The sequence below is a fragment of the Ruegeria hyattellae genome, assembly GCF_041537925.1.
Classification (GTDB): Bacteria; Pseudomonadota; Alphaproteobacteria; order Rhodobacterales; family Rhodobacteraceae; genus Ruegeria_C.
This window is the reverse complement of record NZ_JBGOSH010000015.1, coordinates 74,741-96,803: the sequence shown is the minus strand read 5'-3', so window position 1 is coordinate 96,803 and position 22,063 is coordinate 74,741. Positions and strand designations below refer to the sequence as shown.

Annotated in this window: 21 protein-coding genes and 1 tRNA gene; 15 read left to right on the top strand and 7 right to left on the bottom strand. The window is 55.1% G+C overall.

The window, feature by feature from the left end; translation table 11 throughout:
* Positions 1 to 66 precede the first annotated feature (66 nt).
* Both AB1E33_RS24895 and AB1E33_RS24890 read left to right on the top strand, forming a co-directional pair.
* Complete coding sequence (locus AB1E33_RS24895; RefSeq protein ID WP_372579934.1) at positions 67 to 933, top strand: NAD(P)-dependent oxidoreductase; 867 nt, start codon at positions 67 to 69, stop codon at positions 931 to 933.
* Complete coding sequence (locus AB1E33_RS24890) at positions 875 to 1,975, top strand: NAD(P)H-dependent flavin oxidoreductase (RefSeq protein ID WP_372579933.1); 1,101 nt, start codon at positions 875 to 877, stop codon at positions 1,973 to 1,975. Before AB1E33_RS24895 ends, AB1E33_RS24890 begins: the two co-directional genes overlap by 59 nt.
* 595 nt (positions 1,976 to 2,570) lie before the next feature.
* On the opposite strand, the gene AB1E33_RS24885 is transcribed toward AB1E33_RS24890, so the two are convergent.
* Both AB1E33_RS24885 and AB1E33_RS24880 read right to left on the bottom strand, forming a co-directional pair.
* The gene (locus tag AB1E33_RS24885; protein ID WP_372579932.1) at positions 2,571 to 3,695 is read right to left on the bottom strand and encodes a hypothetical protein; all 1,125 of its coding nucleotides are present in this window, start codon (positions 3,693 to 3,695) and stop codon (positions 2,571 to 2,573) included.
* A gap of 4 nt (positions 3,696 to 3,699) precedes the next feature.
* Complete coding sequence (locus AB1E33_RS24880; protein WP_298855257.1) at positions 3,700 to 4,398, bottom strand: Crp/Fnr family transcriptional regulator; 699 nt, start codon at positions 4,396 to 4,398, stop codon at positions 3,700 to 3,702.
* A gap of 217 nt (positions 4,399 to 4,615) precedes the next feature.
* On the opposite strand from AB1E33_RS24880, the gene AB1E33_RS24875 reads away from it, so the two are divergent.
* From AB1E33_RS24875 to AB1E33_RS24840, 8 genes are all read left to right on the top strand, one after another.
* Positions 4,616 to 6,448 (top strand): DUF3604 domain-containing protein, encoded by a 1,833-nt coding sequence (locus AB1E33_RS24875; RefSeq protein ID WP_298855258.1) that lies wholly within the window; start codon positions 4,616 to 4,618, stop codon positions 6,446 to 6,448.
* Positions 6,351 to 8,339 carry a DUF3604 domain-containing protein gene (locus AB1E33_RS24870; RefSeq protein WP_372579931.1) on the top strand — a complete coding sequence of 663 codons (1,989 nt, stop codon included), beginning with the start codon at positions 6,351 to 6,353 and terminating at the stop codon, positions 8,337 to 8,339. The genes AB1E33_RS24875 and AB1E33_RS24870 overlap by 98 nt, the downstream gene beginning before the upstream one ends.
* 157 nt (positions 8,340 to 8,496) lie before the next feature.
* The gene (locus AB1E33_RS24865; RefSeq protein WP_372579930.1) at positions 8,497 to 9,396 is read left to right on the top strand and encodes a SphA family protein; all 900 of its coding nucleotides are present in this window, start codon (positions 8,497 to 8,499) and stop codon (positions 9,394 to 9,396) included.
* A 22-nt stretch (positions 9,397 to 9,418) separates the two neighbouring features.
* On the top strand, positions 9,419 to 10,198 hold the full coding sequence (locus tag AB1E33_RS24860; RefSeq protein WP_298855261.1) for a hypothetical protein: 780 nt from the start codon (positions 9,419 to 9,421) through the stop codon (positions 10,196 to 10,198).
* Positions 10,199 to 10,253: 55 nt separating this feature from the next.
* Positions 10,254 to 11,132: a peptidylprolyl isomerase gene (locus AB1E33_RS24855; protein ID WP_298855263.1), complete on the top strand. Its 879-nt coding sequence runs from the start codon at positions 10,254 to 10,256 to the stop codon at positions 11,130 to 11,132.
* On the top strand, positions 11,129 to 12,139 hold the full coding sequence (locus AB1E33_RS24850) for a HupE/UreJ family protein (protein WP_298855266.1): 1,011 nt from the start codon (positions 11,129 to 11,131) through the stop codon (positions 12,137 to 12,139). Before AB1E33_RS24855 ends, AB1E33_RS24850 begins: the two co-directional genes overlap by 4 nt.
* Before the next feature lie 24 nt (positions 12,140 to 12,163).
* The gene (locus AB1E33_RS24845) at positions 12,164 to 12,349 is read left to right on the top strand and encodes a hypothetical protein (RefSeq protein WP_298855268.1); all 186 of its coding nucleotides are present in this window, start codon (positions 12,164 to 12,166) and stop codon (positions 12,347 to 12,349) included.
* Between the two features lie 187 nt (positions 12,350 to 12,536).
* A complete protein-coding gene (locus AB1E33_RS24840) occupies positions 12,537 to 13,091 on the top strand; it encodes a neutral zinc metallopeptidase (protein WP_298855270.1) in 555 nt (184 codons plus the stop codon).
* 441 nt (positions 13,092 to 13,532) lie between these two features.
* Here the strand turns inward: AB1E33_RS24840 and mgrA are convergent, their stop codons facing one another.
* Complete coding sequence (gene mgrA / locus AB1E33_RS24835) at positions 13,533 to 14,564, bottom strand: L-glyceraldehyde 3-phosphate reductase (RefSeq protein WP_372579967.1); 1,032 nt, start codon at positions 14,562 to 14,564, stop codon at positions 13,533 to 13,535.
* Positions 14,565 to 15,157: 593 nt separating this feature from the next.
* Between mgrA and AB1E33_RS24830 the strand changes: the two genes are divergently transcribed.
* A complete protein-coding gene (locus AB1E33_RS24830; protein ID WP_372579929.1) occupies positions 15,158 to 15,865 on the top strand; it encodes a hypothetical protein in 708 nt (235 codons plus the stop codon).
* Positions 15,862 to 16,515: a hypothetical protein gene (locus tag AB1E33_RS24825; RefSeq protein ID WP_372579928.1), complete on the top strand. Its 654-nt coding sequence runs from the start codon at positions 15,862 to 15,864 to the stop codon at positions 16,513 to 16,515. Before AB1E33_RS24830 ends, AB1E33_RS24825 begins: the two co-directional genes overlap by 4 nt.
* Before the next feature lie 177 nt (positions 16,516 to 16,692).
* Here AB1E33_RS24825 and AB1E33_RS24820 read toward each other — a convergent pair whose 3' ends face one another.
* The 3 genes from AB1E33_RS24820 to AB1E33_RS24810 all read right to left on the bottom strand — a co-directional run bounded on the left by AB1E33_RS24820 (position 16,693) and on the right by AB1E33_RS24810 (position 18,532).
* Positions 16,693 to 17,259 carry a hemerythrin domain-containing protein gene (locus tag AB1E33_RS24820; protein WP_372579927.1) on the bottom strand — a complete coding sequence of 189 codons (567 nt, stop codon included), beginning with the start codon at positions 17,257 to 17,259 and terminating at the stop codon, positions 16,693 to 16,695.
* Positions 17,260 to 17,731: 472 nt separating this feature from the next.
* A complete protein-coding gene (locus AB1E33_RS24815; protein WP_058275054.1) occupies positions 17,732 to 17,911 on the bottom strand; it encodes a hypothetical protein in 180 nt (59 codons plus the stop codon).
* A 333-nt stretch (positions 17,912 to 18,244) separates the two neighbouring features.
* Positions 18,245 to 18,532 carry a hypothetical protein gene (locus AB1E33_RS24810; protein WP_372579969.1) on the bottom strand — a complete coding sequence of 96 codons (288 nt, stop codon included), beginning with the start codon at positions 18,530 to 18,532 and terminating at the stop codon, positions 18,245 to 18,247.
* Positions 18,533 to 18,929: 397 nt separating this feature from the next.
* Between AB1E33_RS24810 and AB1E33_RS24805 the strand changes: the two genes are divergently transcribed.
* The gene (locus tag AB1E33_RS24805; protein WP_372579926.1) at positions 18,930 to 19,469 is read left to right on the top strand and encodes an RNA 2'-phosphotransferase; all 540 of its coding nucleotides are present in this window, start codon (positions 18,930 to 18,932) and stop codon (positions 19,467 to 19,469) included.
* 149 nt (positions 19,470 to 19,618) lie between these two features.
* On the opposite strand, the gene AB1E33_RS24800 is transcribed toward AB1E33_RS24805, so the two are convergent.
* A tRNA-Lys gene (locus tag AB1E33_RS24800) sits at positions 19,619 to 19,694 on the bottom strand.
* 209 nt (positions 19,695 to 19,903) lie between these two features.
* On the opposite strand from AB1E33_RS24800, the gene dapF reads away from it, so the two are divergent.
* Positions 19,904 to 20,746 carry a diaminopimelate epimerase gene (dapF, locus tag AB1E33_RS24795; protein ID WP_372579925.1) on the top strand — a complete coding sequence of 281 codons (843 nt, stop codon included), beginning with the start codon at positions 19,904 to 19,906 and terminating at the stop codon, positions 20,744 to 20,746.
* Positions 20,743 to 21,996, top strand: coding sequence for a tRNA (N(6)-L-threonylcarbamoyladenosine(37)-C(2))-methylthiotransferase MtaB (gene mtaB / locus AB1E33_RS24790; RefSeq protein WP_372579924.1), 1,254 nt, complete (start codon positions 20,743 to 20,745; stop codon positions 21,994 to 21,996). The genes dapF and mtaB overlap by 4 nt, the downstream gene beginning before the upstream one ends.
* Positions 21,997 to 22,063: the final 67 nt, after the last annotated feature.

Here is a 22,063-nt window from a genome sequence, read left to right as displayed (position 1 = left end):
CATGATACGTGTTATCGTTCGCTTGCTTGGGTTCTAAAACCCGAATGCCATGTTGGGGGGTCATTTATGAAAAGTGATATTACGGTGGTGGGATTGGGAGCGATGGGGTCGGCGTTGGCAACCGCGCTCATGGATGCGGGGCGTAGCGTGACCGTCTGGAACCGTTCGCCAGACAAAATGATGCCGTTGCAGGAAAGAGGCGCTCAGGGTGTCTCTGATCTGAGTGAAGCCATTTCCGCAAGTCCAAAGACGGTGATCTGCCTTCTCAACTACTCAACGACAAATGCTCTCTTTGAAACTCCAAAAGTCTCGAAAGCAGTTGCCGGACGTAATATTGTTCAGCTCGGCACGTCATCCCCGCAAGAATCCGAGGACAGCAAAGCGCAATTCAATGAGTGGGGCGCAGGTTACCTTGATGGTACCATTATGTGTTGGCCTGATAATATTGGGAAGCCATCGGGGCGGATCGCGGTCGCTGGGGACAGTACCACATTTTCTGAATGCGATGGCGACCTCAATGTACTCGCTGGGGACATGCGCTATCTGGGTTCAAATGTGCGTTCTGCTGCGACCTTGGAACTTGCGTTTCTCTCGCGCCTTCTTGGTATTATCTTTGGGAGCATTCACGGCGCATTGGTATGCGAGGCTGAAGGAGTCCCTGTGTCAGAGTTCACCTCAATACTGCCGCCGGGGGACAGAGCAATTCCGCTGACCGAAACGATCCACGCAGGTTCATTCGACAAGATTTCGGGAGGTGGAGCTTCAGTCGATGTCGCGGGTGAGGCAGTTACTGGATTGTACGATCACGCTATTTCTATGGGTATTAACAGCGAACTCCCGACGCTGATGCGTGAGTGGGTTAGGCGAGCGCAGGATGCTGGTTTTGGAAGCCAGGAGACTGCAGCCGTTATCAAAACCCTCAGAAAGCGCTGAAGCGACAACAATACTGCAATCAAACACCTATATTCAGAGAGAACAACTTATGCGAACGGAATTTTGCCGAACATTTGGCATTGACTACCCAGTGGTTTTGGCTCCCATGGCCGGGGTAGTCTCCGACGCCTTGGTTGCGGCTGTCAGCAATGCAGGTGGGCTCGGTTTGGCACCTCTTTGGCACGTTGACGCAGACGAGCTTCGAAAATCGGTGCGCAACATAAAGCAACTCACTGACAAGCCATTCGGTGTGAACCTGAACATGGATTTCCCGAGCATTGAGCATCTCGACATATGCCTGGAGGAAGGCGTCGAGGTCATTTCTATTTTTTGGAAAGCGCCTGGGGATATGCTCGCCCACGCCAAGTCTGGAGGCGCCAAAGTCATTTACACCGCTGGTGATGCAGCTGATGCAAAGGCTGTAGCAGACCTTGGCGCTGATGCGATTTGTGCTCAGGGATGGGAAGCCGGAGGTCACGTCCGTGGAACCGTTGGGAGCATGGCGCTCATTCCAGCGATTGTTGATGCGGTTGGTCATGTGCCGGTCGTGGCCGCCGGTGGAATTGCAGACGGGCGTGGATTGGCGGCGGCGCTATCGCTCGGTGCTTCGGCAGTATGGGTGGGAACGAGATTTCTTGCAGCTTCTGAGGCGTATGTTCATACAGACTACTTGTCACACCTCTTAGCGGCGTCTGAGAATGACACGGCCTATTTTGACAACTTGTTCAACATCGACTGGCCCAATGCACCTCATAGGGTCTTGAAAAACAGCACAACCCAAATGTGGGAGAATGCAGGCCGCCCGAAAAGCGGCCAAAGACCCGGAGAAGGTGACGTTGTGGCATTCTCTGAAAAGAAAGGCGATGTTTTACGATATCAATCCAAGACGCCCAGTGCGGATTTAACGGGCGATGTTGAAGCCATCTCAATGTGGGCAGGACAAGGCGTTTCAATGGTTAGGAAAGTTCAACCCGCTGGAGATATTGTGCGAGAAATCGTTATCGAGGCGAAGGAGGCACTGGAACGCATTCTCCACCAATAAAGAAAAACGTTGCCGCCTTTTGGCGGACATTGACCGACTGGCCCGCGAATAGCGGATTGGCCCGGATAGTGTTGAAAAACTCGGAATTTTCTCGCTCTCGTATTTTCACCAAATTCCTGTGCAACTTGAAAGTCAGTCCTGTTTGCGTTTGACAGGTTGAAAGAGCCGCTCACATGGCCACACCCATGTTTTGGCCGACCCCTTGCCGAGTTTGCAGCGGAGAGGCTAGCCGAAGTTCAATGACTGCTTCGTCCGCGATCCAGACCTCCACTAGTCTTGTAACTGTGCACTTGCAGCGAATGTCGGCTCTGGCGGGCCGCAACGCGGCGGCGATGCCCGTCAGTGAATGGCAGCAATGGGCCGTTCCCCATCCGAGCGACGCAGGCCTGCCAGCAAGATGCTGCGTTGCATCCGAAGTCAACTGTGAGCCCGATTTGATCGATGCCGCACTCTGCACGAAGGTCAGCTTTTCAAGACTTAGAGTTGCTCTAACTCGCTACCCAAACCGTTGTGTGACAAAATACGCTAGTGCAATCGCCGACGTCGCGCGCAGGCGTAGCGCCGCTTCAACACTCTGAGGAAACACTGTTGGCATTCAGTTTTTTGGTGCCAATTTGGTTTGAATGACGAACTGAGTGACCGGATCAACGTCTTCGTTTTCGAGCAAGTTTGCGAACTGGCTGTCCAGACGTTTCTCATTCCAATCGCGCATGGCAATCGCAATCTCCAAAGCCGACGAGTGATCCTGTTCCAACTCGCGGGAAAAAATCCTGATGATCTGATTTCTGAGGGCAGGTGACACTGTACCGGAGTCAGCCAAGGCGCGAATGAGAGATCGTTTATGGTCCTGTTTGAGGTTTGCTGACCCTAACGCGGCGTCGACAGCCATGATCGCGTCTGACCCATCGACAGATATCCCAGCCAGAGCCCAATCATACGCATATCCCGAGCCTTGAAGAACCGACCCGGGATAACGTGATCGGACAATTTTTCTGGCTTTGTCATCATCGACCTGCAGGCCCAGCAATCGGATCGCGATCGGGACAAAGCTCATGCGAGTAAGACTGTCGAACTCGCGCAACAACGCGTCTGCCGCAACTGTGTTACGCAACGTCTGGATGCTTGCGTAAGGTGCACGGTCGATTTCTATTAGGGCAGTATCTCTTAGCACCCGATCTTCGTGCGAAACGTATCGGGCAAAAAACGCAACGTGCGCATTGGATGCCGTAGTGCGGCCCTGCCACAGCTCGGCTTCGGTCCAAAGCGCTTCCAAGAATTTTTCGCGCTCGGGGGTCAGCGTGAATATCCTTGTCCACTTGCGTGACAAGCCGCGTCTGGCACCATCCTTGGCAAGTGTTCCGTAAGTCAGCAGAACTGACATCTCGGGGTCAGCGCGGAAGGCAGCGCAGGTTGTGCTGTCGATCAAGAATGGAATTTCAGGAAATCTCTCCAGATCGTCCGATGTGCCTTTAATGATCTGACGCGGGGCAAACTTGAATGGATTGTCCTGCGCTGGTCCTGCCATGACGACGACGTCGGCCGTGATCAAATGATCCGCAAGTGAGGCCTCGGGCAGCGTGACGCACACTTGGCATGCCAAAGCCGAACGCGAATCAAATAGTCCAAAACAGAAGATCGAAACAAGTATGAAAACCCTTGAAAAGGCCGGGGGCAGCTTATTCCAAGATTGGCTACGGTTATGACATGCAGCAGCACGCATCACTCTATTCCTCGACCACGCGCCGCAACCCGTCCAAATCGACTAAGACGGTGCGACCATATTCCAGACGTATCAGGCCTTCGGTTGCCATTTCCCCCAAATAAACAGAGATCTTGGACAGGGCGATGTTCGACAGGTCCGCAAGTTCCTGCTGGCTGGCAACAACGGTGTCTGTCGGTTCAGCGCCCTGCAAAACGCCACGCCATCCGCCCAATCGCAAAAGCGCGGCAGCGATGCGTTTTCGGGTATTTCGTTGTGCAAGGTCGTTGGCCGCGGACATGGCCAGCAGTTGGTTCATCGAACTGAGGCGGGCAAATGCCTCCCACAGATCAGGGCGCGCATTTGCCAGTGGCCGAAATCGGGAATACGCGATCCTGACCAGTCTGACATCGCCTGCTGCCTTCATCTCAACCAAACCGTCAACATCAAGCAACAACTCTGATTCACCAAACCAGGCACCAGGGTGGTGGATATGACCCAGGACCGGCTCCATTTCTGTCAGTGTGAGACGGACCTGAACCTTTCCCGAAACAGTTCCGTAAAGCGAATTCTGGGGCCCGCCAATTGCGTAAATCGTTTCCTTATCCTTGTACGCAACGATTTCCGAAATCTGCTCGAGTTTTTCTAAGCTTCCTTGAGATACGCCTGCTAGCCACGCTGAAGAAAAGATAGGGTAAAATGCATCTTTAGATTTCTTCTTCATCGCAATTACCCCATTTGGGAAAGTATTTTGAAAACTGTTCTGTTAGCTTTGCCCAATAACGTTCACGTTACAATAACATAGTTACCTGATAATAAACGATATTATGGGGGCATTAGGCATGTATTCCGCTCAGAATTCTCGTGGGCTTCTATTCTCGACTTCTGCGATCAGTTGCGTTGCTGTAACTTGCATTGCAGGCATAATAGCACATTCGGCTATGGCGCAGGATGCGCCCAATGTTGCGCCAGATCGGGCTGAATATTCACCATACCCGGAACAGAGTTTTCCCAATCAGGTCTTCTTTGGCGACACCCACCTGCACACGTCCTATTCTTGGGATGCCGGGCTGGTTTTTAACAAACTGTCGCCCGCGGACGCCTATAAGTTCGCCAAGGGCGAAACGGTGGTTGCGTCCACCGGGATTCCCGCCAGATTGCAGAAACCACTCGACTGGTTGGTGGTATCCGATCATTCCGACGGTCTTGGCATCGCGCCGCTGCTGACACGCGCTGATCCGACATTGTTGGAAGACCCCCTGGGCGCAGAACTTTACGAACTGGTCAGTCAGAAGACGATTGAGAGCACCCAGGCTGCGTACAACCTTTGGCTCGGCCGCGCGTATGAAGGCACGAACCATCTGGCTTCGGATCAAAATGTGCCCAAGGTTCCGTGGGAAGAGATCATCGATGCCGCTGAAGAGGCCTACGTACCCGGTCATTTTACCGCCTTCATCGGATATGAATGGAGTTCGGCCCCGGACGGCAACAACCTGCACCGAGTAGTTGTCTATCGGGACGGCAAGGAAGAGGCCAACACCCGTATCCCGCTGTCCAATGAGCTCAGCAATGATCCCGAGGCGCTGTGGGACTGGATGGAGGAATACCAGTCGGAAACCGGTGGCCAGCTTCTGGCCATCCCACATAATGGAAACCTGTCCAACGGGTTGATGTTCGACGATAAACGGTTCTCTGGAGAGCCCCTGTCTGCCGGATATGCCGAGCGTCGGCAGCGTCTGGAGCCTCTTTATGAAGTAACTCAAATGAAAGGGGACGGAGAAACCCACCCAGCCTTGTCCCCTGATGACGCCTTCGCTGATTTCGAAACATGGGACAAAGGCAGTTTCGGAACCGAAGTCAAAACACCGGAAATGCTGCCCCGCGAATATGCGCGCTCCGCCTATCGTTTGGGTCTCCAACATCAGGCCGCGCTTGGCGCGAACCCGTTTAAGTTTGGGATGATCGGGTCCACGGATGCGCACACGTCTCTGCCCACTTCGCGGGAAGAGAACTTCTTTGGCAAGATCACGGCTCTTGAGCCTTCGGCCCATGAGATGCGGTTTAACGAGGCCATCACCGGCCGGCTTGGCGATGAGGCCAACCAGATCAAAGCATGGGAAACCTCTGCCTCGGGCCTCGCCGCTGTCTGGGCTCGTGAAAACACGCGCGAGGCCATCTTTGACGCGATGATGCGGCGTGAAGTCTTTGCGACCACCGGAACACGCATGCGGGTCCGGGTCTTTGCGGGATACGATTTTGAAGAGTCCGACCTGCAGCGTTCCGATTTCGATGTTCACGGCTATGAAAACGGAGTTCCGATGGGTGCGGATTTAGTCGCCTCGGGCGATGATCGTGCGCCGCGTTTTTTGGTGCGGGCCCTGCGTGATCCAGATGGGGCTAATCTGGACCGCATCCAGATCGTCAAAGGTTGGATGAATGCTGACGGCACAACCACCGAGCGGGTGTTCGACATTGCCTGCGGCGGGCGCGAGTTGGTTGACGGGGACTGCGATGGTCCTGTCGGTGATACGGTGGATCAGGAAACAGCCACCTGGACCAACGATATCGGTCAGGCCATTCTTGCAGGCTTCTGGGAAGACCCGGATTTCGATCTCGCGCAATCGGCGTTCTATTACGTTCGCGTGCTTGAGATTCCATCGCCGCGCTGGACGACCTTTGACGCCAAGTTCTTTGGGACCGAACTGCCCGAGGGTGCTCCGGTTTCGATCCAGGAACGCGCCTACACTTCGCCCATCTGGTACACGCCATCCTGAGGAATTTACCATGTATTTGAAAGCACTAACTATATCTGCCATGGCGGTCTGCTCAGCAGCCATCGCGCAGGATGCGCCGCCGTGGAATCCGGGCGACCGTGAGTATTCACCTTATCCTCAACAGGATTTTCCCAATCAGGTGCTGTTTGGCGATACCCATCTGCACACCTCTTATTCGCCGGATGCGGGCATGATCGGAAACAACCTGGGTCCCGCCGAGGCGTTCAAATTCGCCAAAGGAGAAGAGGTGGTTTCTTCGATGGGTGTACCTGTTCGTCTGGTGCGCCCTTTGGACTGGCTTGTTATTTCGGACCACGCTGAGGGACTTGGCGTAGCACCGATGCTGAAACGAGACGACCCTGCTGTTCTGGATACCGAATTTGGTCGGACTTTGCATGGGTATGTCCAGGATGGATCTGCCGAGGCCGCCGGAGAAGCATGGAACCTTTGGGCCGGGTCCCGGTTCGAAGGCAAGAATCCATATTCGAACAACCCTGAATTTTCCCGAGGGCCTTGGGAAGAAACCATTGATGCGGCCGATGCCGCAAATGAGCCGGGACTTTTTTCTGCGATCATTGGGTTCGAATGGTCATCGACACCAAACGGCAACAATATGCACCGCGTGGTTGTCTACAGGGATGGCAAGGATGTCGCTAACAGCCGCGTCCCGCTTTCGTCAGACTCAGGAGTAAACCCCGAAGCTCTGTGGGACTGGATGGAGGCTCTGGAGGTGGAAACCGGTGGGCGGGTTTTGGCGATTCCGCACAACGGCAATCTTTCTAACGGGCTAATGTTCGATGACAGCCGGTATGACTCGGATGAACCCATCGACAAAGCCTATGCCGAGCGTCGGGCGCGATGGGAACCGTTGTACGAAGTAACCCAGATGAAGGGGGATGGCGAAGCGCATCCAATGCTTTCACCAGATGATCCATTTGCTGATTTTGAAACTTGGGATACGGCCAACTTTGGAGCTGATGCCAAAACGCCCGAGATGTTGCCGAATGAGTATGTACGTCCGGCGTTGCGACGCGGCTTGGCTTATGAAGCGCAGTTGGGTGCGAACCCATTCAAATTCGGCATGATTGGATCAACTGACTCACATACATCACTGCCGACAACGCGCGAAGACAATTTTTTTGGCAAAGTGGCCCAGCTTGAACCAACAGCTGACCCGGTCCGTTTTGAAGAGACCATCGCCGGAAGACTGGGCGCTCCTGAAAACGCAATTAAGGCCTGGCAAACCTCAGCGTCTGGGTTGGCCGCCGTATGGGCGCGCGAGAATACGCGCGAAGCCATATTTGATGCGATGCAGCGCAAAGAAGTCTATGCAACTTCGGGCACGCGCATCCGCGTACGTGTATTTGCAGGTTACGATTTTGAAGAATCTGACCTCCCTCGGTCAGACTTCGCGGTGCACGGCTACGCCAATGGCGTACCTATGGGGGGTGATCTGGGAAAGAGTGAAAGTCGTGCGCCGCGATTCCTTGTGCGGGCCTTGCGTGACCCGGACGGGGCCAATCTAGACCGTGTTCAGATCATCAAGGGTTGGCTAAACGCAGATGGGACCACATCCGAGAAAGTCTATGACGTCTCTTGCGGAGGCCGCGAAGTGATTGAAGGCATCTGCGACGATTTGGTCGGCAACACCGTCAATGCCAGAGAAGCCACTTATACCAACGATATCGGTCAGGCCATCTTGGGTGGTTATTGGGAAGACCCGGATTTCGATCCTGAGCAAAGTGCGTTCTACTATGTTCGGGTTCTGGAAATTCCAACCCCGCGCTGGACAACCTATGACCGCAAGTTCTTTGGCGTCGAACTCCCAGAAGGTGCGCCCGAGTCAATTCAGGATCGGGCCTATACATCGCCCATCTGGTACACGCCGTGATCCGACAGAGCAAACAGCGCGGCAAACGCGTCAAGAAGTTAGAACGAGGTGACAAATGAAGATATTTTTGCGCGAGATGTGCTCAGCGATGGGTGCTACGGCCATTGCTGCGCTTATAGTTCTGCCGGTAAAACCAGCGGTTGCGGTTGAAGGAGGGTTGGGCGCCTATTTTCTGGGAACCAGAGATACGTTTGCCGGTTTCGTGCCCGAGCCAGGAACTTACACAAGCCTTACATTCGACCATCTGGACGGCAGCGTGGACGGCGTTTCGCTTGCAGGGCTTCCGATTGCAGCAGACGCAGACCTCGAGCTCAATCTCTGGCGACTGGGTGTAACTCAGGTTTTCGACGCGCAGCTATTTGGCGGGACCCCTGCCATAAACCTCACTGTTCCATTTCCTGTTGCTGAACTCACGTTCACAGCGATCCGCCCTCCTCTGCAGGGCGCTATGATCGACGACACGCTCTCCAGCTTCGGGGACATCAGCCTGACCGGTTTGGTGGGTTGGCATCGCGGTAATCTGCATTACAGTACGGGCCTGACCGTTTATGCCCCGACTGGCGAATACAATACCGCATCTATTAACATTCAGCAGCGCAGCGTCCAAGTATTGAATGCAGGCAAGAATGTCTGGTCTTTCCAGCCCTTCATTGCCGCGACCTGGTTCGTTCCGGAACGTGGTTTTGAGGTTTCAGGCGCGGCCAGCCTGTTGTTCAGCGAAGAAAACGATGCGACCGATTATCAGACTGCTCCTGCATTTCAATTAGAAGGAGCCGTTGTGCAACGCTTCCGCTCGGGCTGGGGGGTTGGCCTTGCCGGGTACACTTACCATCAGCTTGAAGATGACAGTGGTGCAGGCGCCGAGCTCACCCGGATCGCCCTGGGGGCCAGCAGCCTGCGGGCTCAGGTCAGCGGTATTGGCCCGCTTGTCACCTATGATGGCGGAACTTTGCTGGGAGCCGACGCCTCCCTAAAGCTCAAATATACGCATGAGTTTGCAGCAAAACGGCGGTTCGAAAGCGATATCCTGACGGCCGTGATCTCTCTGTCTTTCTGAAATTGAAATCACGGTGTTAAACGTGTCAAAGAAAATTTACCTGTCGTGTTTGGTGGCTGTTCTTTTGGTCCCTTCAGGTGTTCAGGCGCAGGACAATTCGGAATCGCTGCAATCGGCTGCCAATGACCCGACTGCTTCGATCATGTCATTCCAGCTTCAGGGATTTCATTCGTTCAATCTGCACAACTCGCCCGAAGACAGCAGTCTGTTGCAATTTCGCGCCGCGATCCCGTTCACGCTGGGACAAACCAACCACATTGCGCGGCTTACGCTGCCTTATGTGACGGACAGTGCCACCGGGCAGTCGGGACTGAGTGACACCACACTGTTTGACCTTGTGACGTTTGATCGACAATGGGGTCGTCTCGGTGTGGGTGCCGTAGCCCTGTTACCAACAGGTGAGGACGGGCTGAGTGCGGAGAAATGGGCACTGGGTCCAGCGGCCGGTTTTGCAAAGCAGGAAAAGTGGGGGCTTTGGGGCCTATTCAACCAGAACTTGTTCACTTTTGCCGGGGATGACGACCGGCCCGATGTCAACTTGTCTACGGCCCAGCCTGTCTTCAACTACAACCTCGGCAATGGTTGGTCGGCAGGGACATCCGAAATGGTTTTTGTCTACGACTGGGAGACCAGCGATTTCAGCAGTCTGCCGCTGGGAGTCAAGGTGTCCAAGTTGGTCCGCGGCAACGGATTACCGTGGCAGTGGTCCTTGTCCTACGAGCACAATTTTTACGATGACGTGGTTTCGGCGGCCGACACGGTGAGCTTTACGCTGAAATTGTTGGTGCCCAAGGGCGGTTAAGGAAATGGGCGAAGAGCTGATGAATGTGAGCTGGCGAACGACAGATCCTCCACAAATGATGGAATCTTCGACACGCAAAAAGAGCCTGTTCCGCCGGATTGTCACGGAACCCTTTGTCCTTTTTGCGCTTCTCAGCATAGCGATCTTTAGCTGGTTCAAACTTGTCCAACCAGACGAGTGGTCCATTGATCCTGACGCGCGGGTTATCATCATCGATCAAAGGCAGGTCGATGTTCTGGCTGGTCAGTTCGAAGACACGTGGCGGCGCCCTCCGACAGCTGACGAGTTGGGAAAGCTGAAAGAGGATTGGCTGAACCGCGAAGTGCTGGTGCGCGAAGCGTTAGCGCTGGGGTTGGATGGTAATGATGAGATCATTCGCAACCGCCTGGTACAGAAGATGAACTTTCTTCTGACCTCGGAGGCAGGCGCGGCCCGACCTGAAGATGAGGTGCTGCAAACTTACCTGTCCGACAATGCCGAGACATTCACGACCCCCGCGCAGCTTGCAGTCAGCCTTGTTTATCTCGGGCAATACCCCAGCGACAGGTTTATCGACCAGACGCAGGCTCGTTTGGCTGCAGGGGAAGATCACCGCCAGTTGGGTCAGGCGTCACTGCTTCCGACAGGATTTGATCTGAGCATCCGAGCTTCGGTTGATGGAAACTTCGGAACGGGTTTCTTCGACCAGTTGCACCCCCTGCCATTGGGTGAATGGAGCGGTCCTGTTCAGTCTTCCTTCGGGCTTCACATGGTTCGGCTCGACAACAGGTGGGACGCCGTCTTGCCGCCGTTTGGCGCGATCCGAGATCGCGTTTTGGCTGCTTGGCGCGAAAAGCACGCTGAACGGGCGACAGAGACTTTTTTAGAAAATCTGCGATCCACCTATGTGATCCAAGACCTCGGAGAAGCTGGCCTGTCTGCGGGTGAGTCATGAAGCGTCTTCTGCTCTTGATTGCGATGATGGCGGGGCTGCTGGTGCCCGCCTTTGTGCAAGCCCATGCATTGGAGCCCGGCTATCTGGAAATCTCGCAGGAGACCGAAAGCGATTGGTACGTCTTCTGGCGCAAGCCCGATGTTCGGGGGGCACCGATGGATATCGACGTCGCGCTGCCCCAGAGCTGCTCATCGCCCGCATTCGATGCTCCGGTTTTTGACGGCCGCGCCTGGACGCAGGTCTGGCGTGTGACCTGCGCCGAAGACCTGCGCGGTCATACGATCCAGATTGACAGGCTGGACACACAACGAACGGACGTCTTGCTACGGGTGGGATATCTGGACACAGTGAACATGGCCACCTTCCGCCTGACGCCTGATGCGCCTGCCGTCACGTTGCCTGCGCAACAGGGGCTGGTGCAGACGCTGTGGCAATACGGCGTGTTGGGGTTTGAACATATCCTTGAAGGCTGGGATCACCTTCTGTTTGTATTTGCCCTGCTGGTGCTGATCCGCAACCTGCGCCAACTGATCTGGGCCGTGACCGCATTTACCGTTGCGCATTCGATCACGCTGGGCTTGGCCACCTTTGGCGTGTTGAACGTACCGGGCCCGCCCGTTGAGGCTATAATCGCGCTGTCGATCGTCTTTCTCGCGACCGAAGTGCTACGGTCGGAGGACAAACCAAAGACGCTGGCCAGCCGTTTCCCCTGGGTGATTTCCTTTGGGTTCGGCCTGCTGCACGGTCTGGGATTTGCTGGAGCGCTGGCCGAGATTGGTCTGCCTGAACAGGACATCCCAGCGGCTTTACTGGCCTTCAACCTCGGCGTTGAGGCAGGGCAACTGGCCTTCATCTTTGCGGTATTGGGCGTGTTCCTGACACTGAAAAAAACACTGCAAATTGTCTGGGGGTGGTCGGTAGCACAAGTGCCGTCGCGCCAATTCCTCGGATATCCCATCGGATGTGTCGCCGCGTTCTGGTTGGCCGAGCGGCTGGCCGGATTTTGAACAAAAAAGGAAGGAGAATGGACAATGATGAAAGCACTTGGAGGCATGATGCTGCTCGCCATGGTCGCGCTGACCGGCTGCGACGTGGTGGACCCGGACTGCACACCGGAAAAGGCCGCGAAACGTCAGGTCCAGCAGGCAACGATCGGTGTCAGCAACCGGTGCACTCCCGCTGAAACAGCACGCGATACCGCAGGTATCGACGGCTAAGAAATTCGGACCCTCCAAAGCTTTGATCAAAACGTGAGTGGTGGCGAAGTGACACCCGATATCGTCCATTAGGATCGGCGGTCACTGCTTCAGACTTTGGAACTCCGGATCGGTTCCCCGTTCAAACCTCGTAGATCGGGGAGCCGTTAGAAGTTAGTTTTAAACTCCCGAATGGGTTGGCGGCCACATGCGCTGGAAAGGACGACGCACAAGCAAAAACATCGACGACCGACGCCACACGTCACGTGGGGTGTCTCGTGCCGGTATGGGCGGCGCCGGATTGATTGTGGTCCTGGTGATCGGCCTGTTTTTTGGTGTAGATATCACGCCGTTTCTGAGTGGCGGGGGTCAGGTTGCTCCTCCGCAAGCAAATGCGCCTGTTCAGATTAACGATGAAACAGAGGAGTTTGTGGCCGTCGTCCTTGCAGACACCGAAGTTATATGGGGCGAGGTATTCAGGGACTCGGGCATTCAATACACACCACCGGTACTGGTCCTGTTTGCAGGCAATGACGAGGAAAAACTGGTGTTTGAGATTGCCGCCGATAGAGTGCCGTGCGTCGGAGTCGCGCCCATGCAGTGTCTGGTGATCAATGGCGATTTTTTCTATGAGAGCATAGTCGGATACAGACATATCGATGGACAGGCCGCGAAAATTTGCGTTTTGCGCACCAAGAGACCCGAGCCAATACCCGCCGATCTCGGAGCGTTCGTATTCACGCGCGTACCCTGCGAAGACTGAAGCTCCCATGGTAGCATTGGTCCTTCGCATCGCAACCAGTCGTGATCGATGGGCTGTACCACTTTCGGAAGTTCAGTTTGGCCATGAACGGTTCCAAGCTAACTACCATCCCAAAACTTGACGCTGCAATTGCCACCCGAAGACGGGTAGCACGCTGCGCTTCCAAAATCTCGCACCGCGAGAGCGAGGGTTTTCTGCCTCAACAATAGTGGCAAGAGACAAAGGCGGCTTCGTACCGAACTCCTGACCCTCAACTGCTTTGAGTTTCGCGTTTGCGGCGAATGGCGGCAATGCGGGCTGCGGCTGCAGCATCCTTTGACCAGGTTCAAGGTCGGCTCTGGGCCGATCGCTCTTGATAGTTGCTTGGGCAAACTGAAGAAGTTGAACCCGCCGTTAGTCTAAAGCTCTATAGGCCGCGGCATTGCGGACTTCGTTGGATTGTCATTCTGTTTCTGACGACCGCGCCCACAAATTGATATCTTCTTCCGAACTGATTTCATCGATCTTTTCCAACTCGTCTGAACTGAAGTCGAGATTATCGATAACGCCTGCGCAATCCACGATCTGTTTGGGTCGGGACGCGCCAATAAGTGCGGTCGTCACGCGCCCACCTCTGAGCACCCACGCCAGGGCCATTTGCGCCAGAGTCTGCCCGCGTGCCTCGGCCATGTCGTTCAGAGCACGGACACTTGCCAGAGACCGCTCGTTGATCATGCCATCAAGCAATGACTTCCCTTGCGTGGCACGGCTACCACTCGGAATATCGGTCAGATACTTGGAAGTCAGAATGCCTTGTGCCAGCGGTGTGAATGCAATCGATCCTACCCCAAGATCGTCAAGGGTATCGAGCAAACCATCCCGCTCCACCCACCGGTTGAGCAAGTTGTAAGAAGGCTGGTGAATCAGACAAGGTGTCCCAAGGTCGCTGAGAATTTTCACCGCCTCGCGCGTGCGTTGGGAGTTGTAGCTCGAGATACCTGCGTAGAGCGCGCGGCCCGATCGTACGATATGATCCAACGCGCCCATCGTCTCTTCGAGCGGGGTGTCGGGGTCAAAGCGGTGGGAATAAAAGATGTCGACGTAATCAAGCCCCATGCGCGCGAGTGATTGATCACAGGACGCAATCATGTACTTGCGTGACCCCCATTCTCCGTAGGGTCCCGGCCACATGTCGTAGCCTGCTTTGGAGGAAATGATCAGCTCATCCCTGTAGCCCGCGAAATCCGTTTTGAGGATCTCGCCAAATGCCTCTTCGGCTGAACCGGGTGGTGGACCGTAGTTGTTCGCAAGGTCAAAATGGGTGATCCCATGGTCGAACGCGGTCCGACACATTGCCCGCTTGTTTTCGTGCGTCGAGTCCGCGCCGAAATTGTGCCACAGCCCCAGACTGATAACAGGAAGCTTCACACCGGACCGCCCACATCGCCGATACACCATCCGCTCATAGCGGTTCGGCTCCGGGGTGTAAGGAATGGGTTTTGGCTTTGGCGGTCGTTGAGGTTTGGTCATGCGCACATAATCAATGGATTGTCGGGCCTGTCAAACGGACCACCTCCAGCAAGATCGAAAGGAGATTCCGCTCGCCCTGCTGGTTAGTCTTGCTCCAAGTGTGAAAGACTTCATGATGCGATCGTTCGGCTTCAATGCCAACGCTCAAAAGCAAAGTGTGTCTCCTATGATGAACCACACCGCAGCGACGATGATCTCAATGCAAACGCTGTTTAGGACCGATCTCGATCACTCGAATACTGCCTTCCAATCTGTGTGATACGCCGCGTCGCCTCCACTCATCGGCACAGGGGGGCGTTGCGAGTAACCAGCACAAAGCGATTTTTCAGGTTTCGACACGAGCAGAGTTCGAAAATTGAAAGAGTTCGTCTAAAATCACACAATTTTCTGTTTTTGAAGCTAAAAATTCTCAAGAGTCCTTCTCCTTTGAAATCAAGCGCGTGTGAGGACTGACGGAAGAAAAACGGTCGAAAATTTCCGCGAGAGATTACTAACGTCCTGAAAAATATGACCTTAATTTCTTGATCTCGCGGCGTCGTAAATGCATTTGCCGAGGAATGAAGATCGACCCAGATGCAAAAACCCCCGCCCGCCGAATTCACAAGCGCGGCAAGAGCCAAAAGGCAAATTTCCTGTCTGGGCCGAAGCTCGATGGCATGGTTCAGACCGAGAGCCGTTTGGAGTCGGCCGCAGTGTACTTGGGCATGATCGACCCACGGGTGAGGGAGATCGCGCCCCAACCGGTCACGTTCGATTTGGACACGGGTAAGATCTATGGAACGAAGGACGACTTGACGCGCGAATACGTAGGTTCCGGCAAGTCTCCACGCGCTTATACCCCCGATTTACTGTTCACGCTCAACTGCGGAGATCAGGTTTTCGTTGAGACGAAATCCAACTGGGTTATCGCGAAAGATCCTGACTCCCTCGAGCTACCTGCGCGATTGGCTCATTTTGGGCACCGGCTTCTTTTGGTGACCGACGAAGTCATCACGTCAGCTCTTTCGTATAACGTGAAGCTGCTGCGCCTTCACGCCGATTGTGTTCCGACCCCGCCTGTGTTGAACGCGGTCGCCAAACTTGGAGTGGGTCCCTTCACTGTTGTCGACGCGATGCAAGCGACCGGCCTCGGCAAGCCTGACATCATTGGATGCATTCTGAGCGGCGCTCTGAGATGTGACATCCAGATCCACGAAATCAAACCGAAGACATATCTTTGGGCAGCGGGTGGCAGTACTGCCCACCTTGAGATCCTAAGCCTATGACGGACTTGATTGAAAAGTATGATGGGCGCCGGATCGACATGGAAGGAGTCCAGCACGAAGTCATTGGTCGAATTGTTGGACGACCTGCGGTGCAACTCAAGTCACTGGAAGGCATCATACACGAAATATCAAGCGCAGATTTTCGGTTGCACATTTCACTTGGCAACGTTGAAGAACTCGCAGAGGCTCAGCCATTAGGTCGGTATAGGAGCGGTGAAGAGAGGCTAAACGCAGAGTTTCGCTCTGAAGTCATCAGCATGGCTAATAGGCTGGGGAATGATGGCTTCACTTGGGAAGAACGCATCGCGTTAATGCGAGAGCGGTTCCTCAAAGACCAGCGTTTCGCCAAACACGCAGAAAGTTTTCCTGGCGCCCGCGCTATCCAGAAATGGATCAAAGCACATCGCGAGCGCGGCGACGCAGGACTCCAGGACGGTCGCTACCGATCAGGCAACAGGACGACGCGCCACGATGCACTCTTTGAAGAGATCGTCCTCGACATCCTCGAGAACCAATACAAGAAAACCGACCGCACCTCCCATAGATTCGGCCCTTCTGGATCGTCATCACCAGTGCGGTTCGGAAAGGCCACATCCATCGTGATGCTGTTGTTCAGGCCCAGTACACTGCGCGCCAACGTAACTCTGTGACACCACGGGCAATTCAGCGCCACGAACAGGTGATAGCGGCCGGTTGCTGCCGGAAACTCCGGATCGCCAATAGCATGGCGAAAGCCGCTGACGCCGCGCACGAATTCACCCCGTGCGCGACGCTCATTTTTGGCAGCTTGGTCTTCTTCAGTGGATGTGTCGGTCATAACGTCAGCATCATCCCCTGAGCCGGTGATGCAAGATGATTGGCACGGCCAATTCTTCCTCATCGCTGAGATGCCGTTTCAGGAACGCTTCAATCATCTCGCTTGTCGCATGAACCTTTCCGACTTCATCATAAGCCTGGGCCTCATCCAGGGCAGATAGCTTGATCACACGGTTCGCTGTCCGGGTGAAGTCATCAAGCACCTTATCTAGTTCGGAGTGGTCTTGTTCCAGCAGTTCAAGCCCCGCATCAAAGCGCGGGTCCGCAGCTGACAGTTCAGGGAAATAGCTGTGATCTTCCCAGCCATGATGACCATGCAGGTTCCCAACCAGATTGCCGCCGTAGTAGGACAGCCGCCCGGCATAGCCGTCCAACCCCATGTCGTTGTTCAACAACCCTTCTGTATCCAGCCGAATGCGCTCTGCCACGCGGCGGAACATCTGATGCGCGCCCAGCCAGTGCCGGGTTTTTTCCTTGAACCCGGGATGAGCATCCCAGCTGTCGCGGGGATAGTGATTCAAGAGAAACCGCATCTCTTGGGGCATGTCGTCTTGGCGGATGGTGTATGTATCGAGCATCGGTTGTCTCCTTTCAGGCGATAGGTGGGAGGCCGGATCAGCCCCCAACAGTAGCGCAAAACGCACAGTGACTATGCGTCAGCGAACCCCTGCGAAGTGGATGTCGTTCTGATCAGAGATCTCGCGTTTCAAGGCGTGATGTCGCGTTGAGTGAAGCCATACAGGCTGTCATGGCCACAGGCCTGGACGAGTACCTGCATTAGCTCAACACTGGCATCAAAGTATCGCGCGAGCCGTTCCGCGTCGAGCTACACATCTAGCTGCTCGCGTAGTTCGTAGAAGCGGAAGGGTTTTTGATCGAACTAGACATGTGGCGCCTGCGAATGTTTCGCTGCAATGGAGGACATCGGCGCACTGCGGAGCATGAGGCGGTTGGGCTCTCCAGCTGTTCCATGCTGTGACTGGTCGAAGCCCAAAACATCCATTGGTCGTGGCTGAAAAGAACGCCAAGAGTACACTAAGGGCGCTAAAATCAGCGTGCTTTCTTGATCTTTATCTTGTCAAGTTTCGCTCTACTCTTGGTCGATTCTTCGGAGCGCGTGAGAGCTTTGGCAATGGCCTTCAAGCCCATCCCCTTTGATACCAGTAGGTGCAATTTTTGAATTTCCTCTTGTGTCCAAGCTTGACGGTGGCGCTCAAAACGTTCTGCCATGGTTTTCGTCTACCCTATCAATTTGCCTGATCTGTCATAAAGCACGGTCGTCGTATTGACACCAGCTCAAGGGCAATCACTAGTATTTTCGCGAAACAGCGGTGATGCAAAACGCGACAAATGACGGTACCCAGCCCTTAGCCGACTTTCGTATCAGAACTTTGCAATATCCGAGATGCGGACAAAATTAGCTTTCGCTGCCTGTCCGTGATCAGCACCTTTGGGCCTGATTAGAGTATTTGCATAACGGAAGGTTTCTGGCTCATCTGAACCGTCAAGGAGTGAAGATGAGACTGAAAGTTGGAACCGACAAACCGGCGGCCGAACGGGTCGTCAAAGACATCCGCCGCAAGACGCGCAAGCATCATTCTGCGGAAGAGAAGATCCGCATTGTGCTGAGAGGTCGTGCAGCATCATCTCCGCGCGCTCGTCAATCTGATAGAACTGTGCGATATCGAAAATTTCACGTTGCCGCTTACCGTGAAAATCAAGGGATTCAATCAGGTCGGGTCTTAGTGACACCCGATCAACACCCTTCAGGTAGAGCAAAATATCCGGGTATCGTTCATAGAAATCGAGCAAGTTGGCGAGCATTTTTCGAACCTCATAATACCAATCCATTGATACCGTGTCTCGGTCGTGAGAACTATCAGGGGTGTACGAGTACCCGTTATTTTCGAAGAAACTCAGGCCCAAAAAATGCTTGGAAGAGGTCTGCTGACTTGGCAGACGCACTTGTGCGGTACCTCTTCAAAATCAGGCTCTCGTGCCTGCAGCGAATGACTGCAAAGCAGACTGTGACTGCAGCATTAAGCCCATGGATTGGATGTCGACTTTGGGCTGCCTCGTTCGAGCGATTTGTGTCTGGTGCCAGGTTGCTTCTACTGCATCGAAGTCTGGAACAAACTCAAATCGACAATTTCCACGATGAGACCAAACGCGCGCATTATACGTAATTCCTTGGCGAATGCGTTCGTGTTAATCACCAACAAGACTAACGCGCATTCGCGGATTGGGTATGAGTAGAGAGAGCAAATACCTAAGCCTAGTGCTTCGGCACAAACCTGAAGAGATCGGTCTTCAGCTTGATAAGCATGGCTGGGTTCGCGTTGATGAACTGCTGCGGAAGCTGAAAAAGGCAAACCGAAAGCTAAGCCGCGACGAGCTCGTTCAGCTTGTGGAAAGCAGCGACAAAAAACGGTTCACTTTGTCCGAGGATGGTTCCCGGATTAGGGCAGCGCAAGGTCATTCGGTAAATGTGGACCTTGGCTTAGAACCTAGGCGTCCACCAAACGAGTTATACCACGGAACAGCCAGTGCAAATTTAGATGCAATTTTCTCCGATGGGTTAAACCCTGGGCGACGTCGTCAAGTACATCTCTCAACCAACCCTGAAACCGCCGAACGCGTTGGCCAGCGTCACGGCAAGCCAGTTGTACTACGTGTCGAAGCTAAGCGAATGTTCGACGATGGCTTCGAGTTCTTCTGTGCAGATAATGGTGTATGGCTCACAGATAAGGTGCCGGCAAGCTACCTTGGATTCGGGCAAACTGGCTGACAAAAAGCTTAGTACTGAGCCTGCCTGTTATGAAATTTGTCCAAAACGGTCGCGCTGCGTTGCGCCAACATCTACGGCTAAACACTGCATTTGCACGCTTATGCGTTCAAAACGCACTCTTATGCGTTAATGACAATTATTTAGAAAAGTGGTGAGCCGTGCAGGATTCGAACCTGCGACCCACTGATTAAAAGTCAGTTGCTCTACCAACTGAGCTAACGGCCCACTCTCTTTATCGGGATCTTTCAATCCCGCGCGATGTCTAGTCGTTTCACCTGCAAGGTTCAAGACCAGTTTCGCCTCTCGTTCGGCCATTAACCCGAAGGAACCGCCAACCCGATAGGCGGCCTAATTATGAGCAGCACCCGGAGCGGTCAAGCCCTTTTTTGGGGAATCTTGGCCGAAGGCTGGATTCACTTGCACACCGGCGTTATATGCCCGCCATGACAGAAGAACACGATACCGGGTTGCCCTTCATGAAGATGCACGGGCTGGGCAATGACTTTGTCGTTGTTGATGCACGTGAGCAGGCAGTACCGGTCTCGGCACGACTGGCGCAGGCGGTGGCGCACCGTCATTTCGGTGTGGGATTCGACCAACTCGCGGTCATCGAAAAGGGCGCATCGGACGCGCATTTGGTATTTTACAACGCCGACGGCTCGACCTCGGCGGCCTGCGGCAACGCCACGCGCTGCATTGCGCGGCACTTGATGGACGAGAGCGGCAAGAGCGAGCTGCACCTGACCACCGATCGCGGCGACCTGTTGGCCCGCGACGCAGGCGATGGAATGACATCGGTGAATATGGGTCAGCCGCAACTGCGTTGGGACGAGGTGCCGCTGGCCGAAGAGGTTGATACACTGGACTTGCCCATCGAGGGTGCCCCGGTCGCCACTGGCATGGGCAATCCCCATTGCACCTTCTTCGTAGAAGATGCCGAGGCGGTGCCGCTGGAGGTTTTCGGCGCGCGCTATGAGCATCACCCGCTCTACCCGCAACGCACCAATGTACAGGTGGCACAGATCGTCGGCCCCGACCACATTCGCATGCGGGTGTGGGAGCGTGGCGTAGGCGTGACTCTGGCGTCCGGCTCTTCCTCTTGCGCGACAGCAGTTGCAGCAGCGCGGCGCGGGCTGACGGGGCGTGAGGTGCGTATTGATCTGGACGGGGGCACGCTGCACGTAGCCTGGCGCGATGACGGCGTGTGGATGACGGGTCCAAGCGTGCACGTCTTCTCGGGCGCGCTGACATCAGAGTTTCTGGAGACGCTGAAATGAGCGCCCCCAAATTCACCACTTTGGGCTGTCGGCTGAACGCCTATGAAACTGAGGCGATGAAAGAGCTGTCGGCGCAGGTCGGGATGCGCAACGCGGTGATCGTCAACACCTGCGCCGTGACCTCTGAAGCGGTGCGTAAGGCCCGGCAGGAGATCCGTCGGCTTCGGCGCGAAAACCCCGATGCGCGCGTCATCGTCACCGGCTGCGCGGCCCAGACCGAGCCCGAAACCTTCGCCCGAATGGACGAGGTCGATGCGGTAATCGGCAACACCGAAAAGATGCAGCCTGAGACCTGGAAAGGACTGGCGGCCGATTTCATTGGCGAAACCGAGACGGTGCAGGTCGATGACATCATGTCGGTGACCGAAACCGCGGGGCACCTGATCGACGGGTTTGGGACACGCTCGCGCGCCTACGTGCAGGTTCAGAATGGCTGTGACCACCGCTGCACTTTCTGCATCATCCCTTATGGCCGCGGCAACTCGCGCTCGGTGCCTGCGGGCGTCGTCGTGGACCAGATCAAGCGGCTGGTGGATAAGGGCTATAACGAGGTTGTGTTGACCGGGGTCGACCTGACCTCATGGGGCGCTGATCTGCCGGCAGAGCCCAAGCTGGGTGACCTGGTGATGCGCATCCTGAAGCTGGTGTCGGACCTGCCGCGGCTGCGGATAAGTTCGATCGATTCCATCGAAGTGGACGAGAACCTGATGCAGGCCATCGCGACCGAACCGCGCCTGATGCCACATCTGCACCTGTCACTGCAACATGGCGACGATCTGATCCTGAAACGGATGAAGCGCCGCCATTTGCGCGACGACGCGATCCGTTTTGCGGAAGAGGCCCGCCGCCTGCGCCCCGAGATGACCTTCGGGGCGGACATTATCGCGGGTTTTCCCACCGAAACCGATGCGCATTTCGAAAATTCCCTGAAGCTAGTCGAAGAGTGCAACCTGACCTGGCTGCACGTCTTCCCCTACTCTCCCCGCCCCGGCACTCCTGCCGCGCGGATGCCGCAAGTGGACGGCAAGGTTATCAAGCACCGCGCCGCGTGTTTGCGCGCCAGCGGCGCGTCACAGGTCGACAGCCACCTTCAGGCGCAACTGGGCAAGACCCACCAGATCCTGATGGAGAGTCCGCATATGGGCCGCACGGAGCAGTTTACCGAGGTCGATTTCTCGACCCCTAAGCGCGAAGGCGAAATCGTCACTGCGGCCATCCTCGGCCAGAATGGCAACCGCCTGACCGCCTGAGGCGAACAGGCGGGCAACCCAGCGCCAATCCGCTCTTCGTCTGGCCAAAAATATACTCCGGGGGAAG

Excerpts from the sequence above, each read along its gene's own strand:
- AB1E33_RS24895 (WP_372579934.1), top strand. The coding sequence starts at position 67 with ATGAAAAGTGATATTACGGTGGTGGGATTGGGAGCGATGGGGTCGGCG.
- AB1E33_RS24890 (WP_372579933.1), top strand. The coding sequence starts at position 875 with ATGCTGGTTTTGGAAGCCAGGAGACTGCAGCCGTTATCAAAACCCTCA.
- AB1E33_RS24885 (WP_372579932.1), bottom strand. The coding sequence starts at position 3,695 with ATGCGTGCTGCTGCATGTCATAACCGTAGCCAATCTTGGAATAAGCTG.
- AB1E33_RS24880 (WP_298855257.1), bottom strand. The coding sequence starts at position 4,398 with ATGAAGAAGAAATCTAAAGATGCATTTTACCCTATCTTTTCTTCAGCG.
- AB1E33_RS24875 (WP_298855258.1), top strand. The coding sequence starts at position 4,616 with ATGGCGCAGGATGCGCCCAATGTTGCGCCAGATCGGGCTGAATATTCA.
- AB1E33_RS24855 (WP_298855263.1), top strand. The coding sequence starts at position 10,254 with ATGATGGAATCTTCGACACGCAAAAAGAGCCTGTTCCGCCGGATTGTC.
- AB1E33_RS24850 (WP_298855266.1), top strand. The coding sequence starts at position 11,129 with ATGAAGCGTCTTCTGCTCTTGATTGCGATGATGGCGGGGCTGCTGGTG.
- AB1E33_RS24845 (WP_298855268.1), top strand. The coding sequence starts at position 12,164 with ATGATGAAAGCACTTGGAGGCATGATGCTGCTCGCCATGGTCGCGCTG.
- AB1E33_RS24840 (WP_298855270.1), top strand. The coding sequence starts at position 12,537 with ATGCGCTGGAAAGGACGACGCACAAGCAAAAACATCGACGACCGACGC.
- AB1E33_RS24830 (WP_372579929.1), top strand. The coding sequence starts at position 15,158 with ATGAAGATCGACCCAGATGCAAAAACCCCCGCCCGCCGAATTCACAAG.
- AB1E33_RS24825 (WP_372579928.1), top strand. The coding sequence starts at position 15,862 with ATGACGGACTTGATTGAAAAGTATGATGGGCGCCGGATCGACATGGAA.
- AB1E33_RS24820 (WP_372579927.1), bottom strand. The coding sequence starts at position 17,259 with ATGCTCGATACATACACCATCCGCCAAGACGACATGCCCCAAGAGATG.
- AB1E33_RS24815 (WP_058275054.1), bottom strand. The coding sequence starts at position 17,911 with ATGGCAGAACGTTTTGAGCGCCACCGTCAAGCTTGGACACAAGAGGAA.
- AB1E33_RS24810 (WP_372579969.1), bottom strand. The coding sequence starts at position 18,532 with ATGGATTGGTATTATGAGGTTCGAAAAATGCTCGCCAACTTGCTCGAT.
- AB1E33_RS24805 (WP_372579926.1), top strand. The coding sequence starts at position 18,930 with ATGAGTAGAGAGAGCAAATACCTAAGCCTAGTGCTTCGGCACAAACCT.
- dapF (WP_372579925.1), top strand. The coding sequence starts at position 19,904 with ATGCCCGCCATGACAGAAGAACACGATACCGGGTTGCCCTTCATGAAG.
- mtaB (WP_372579924.1), top strand. The coding sequence starts at position 20,743 with ATGAGCGCCCCCAAATTCACCACTTTGGGCTGTCGGCTGAACGCCTAT.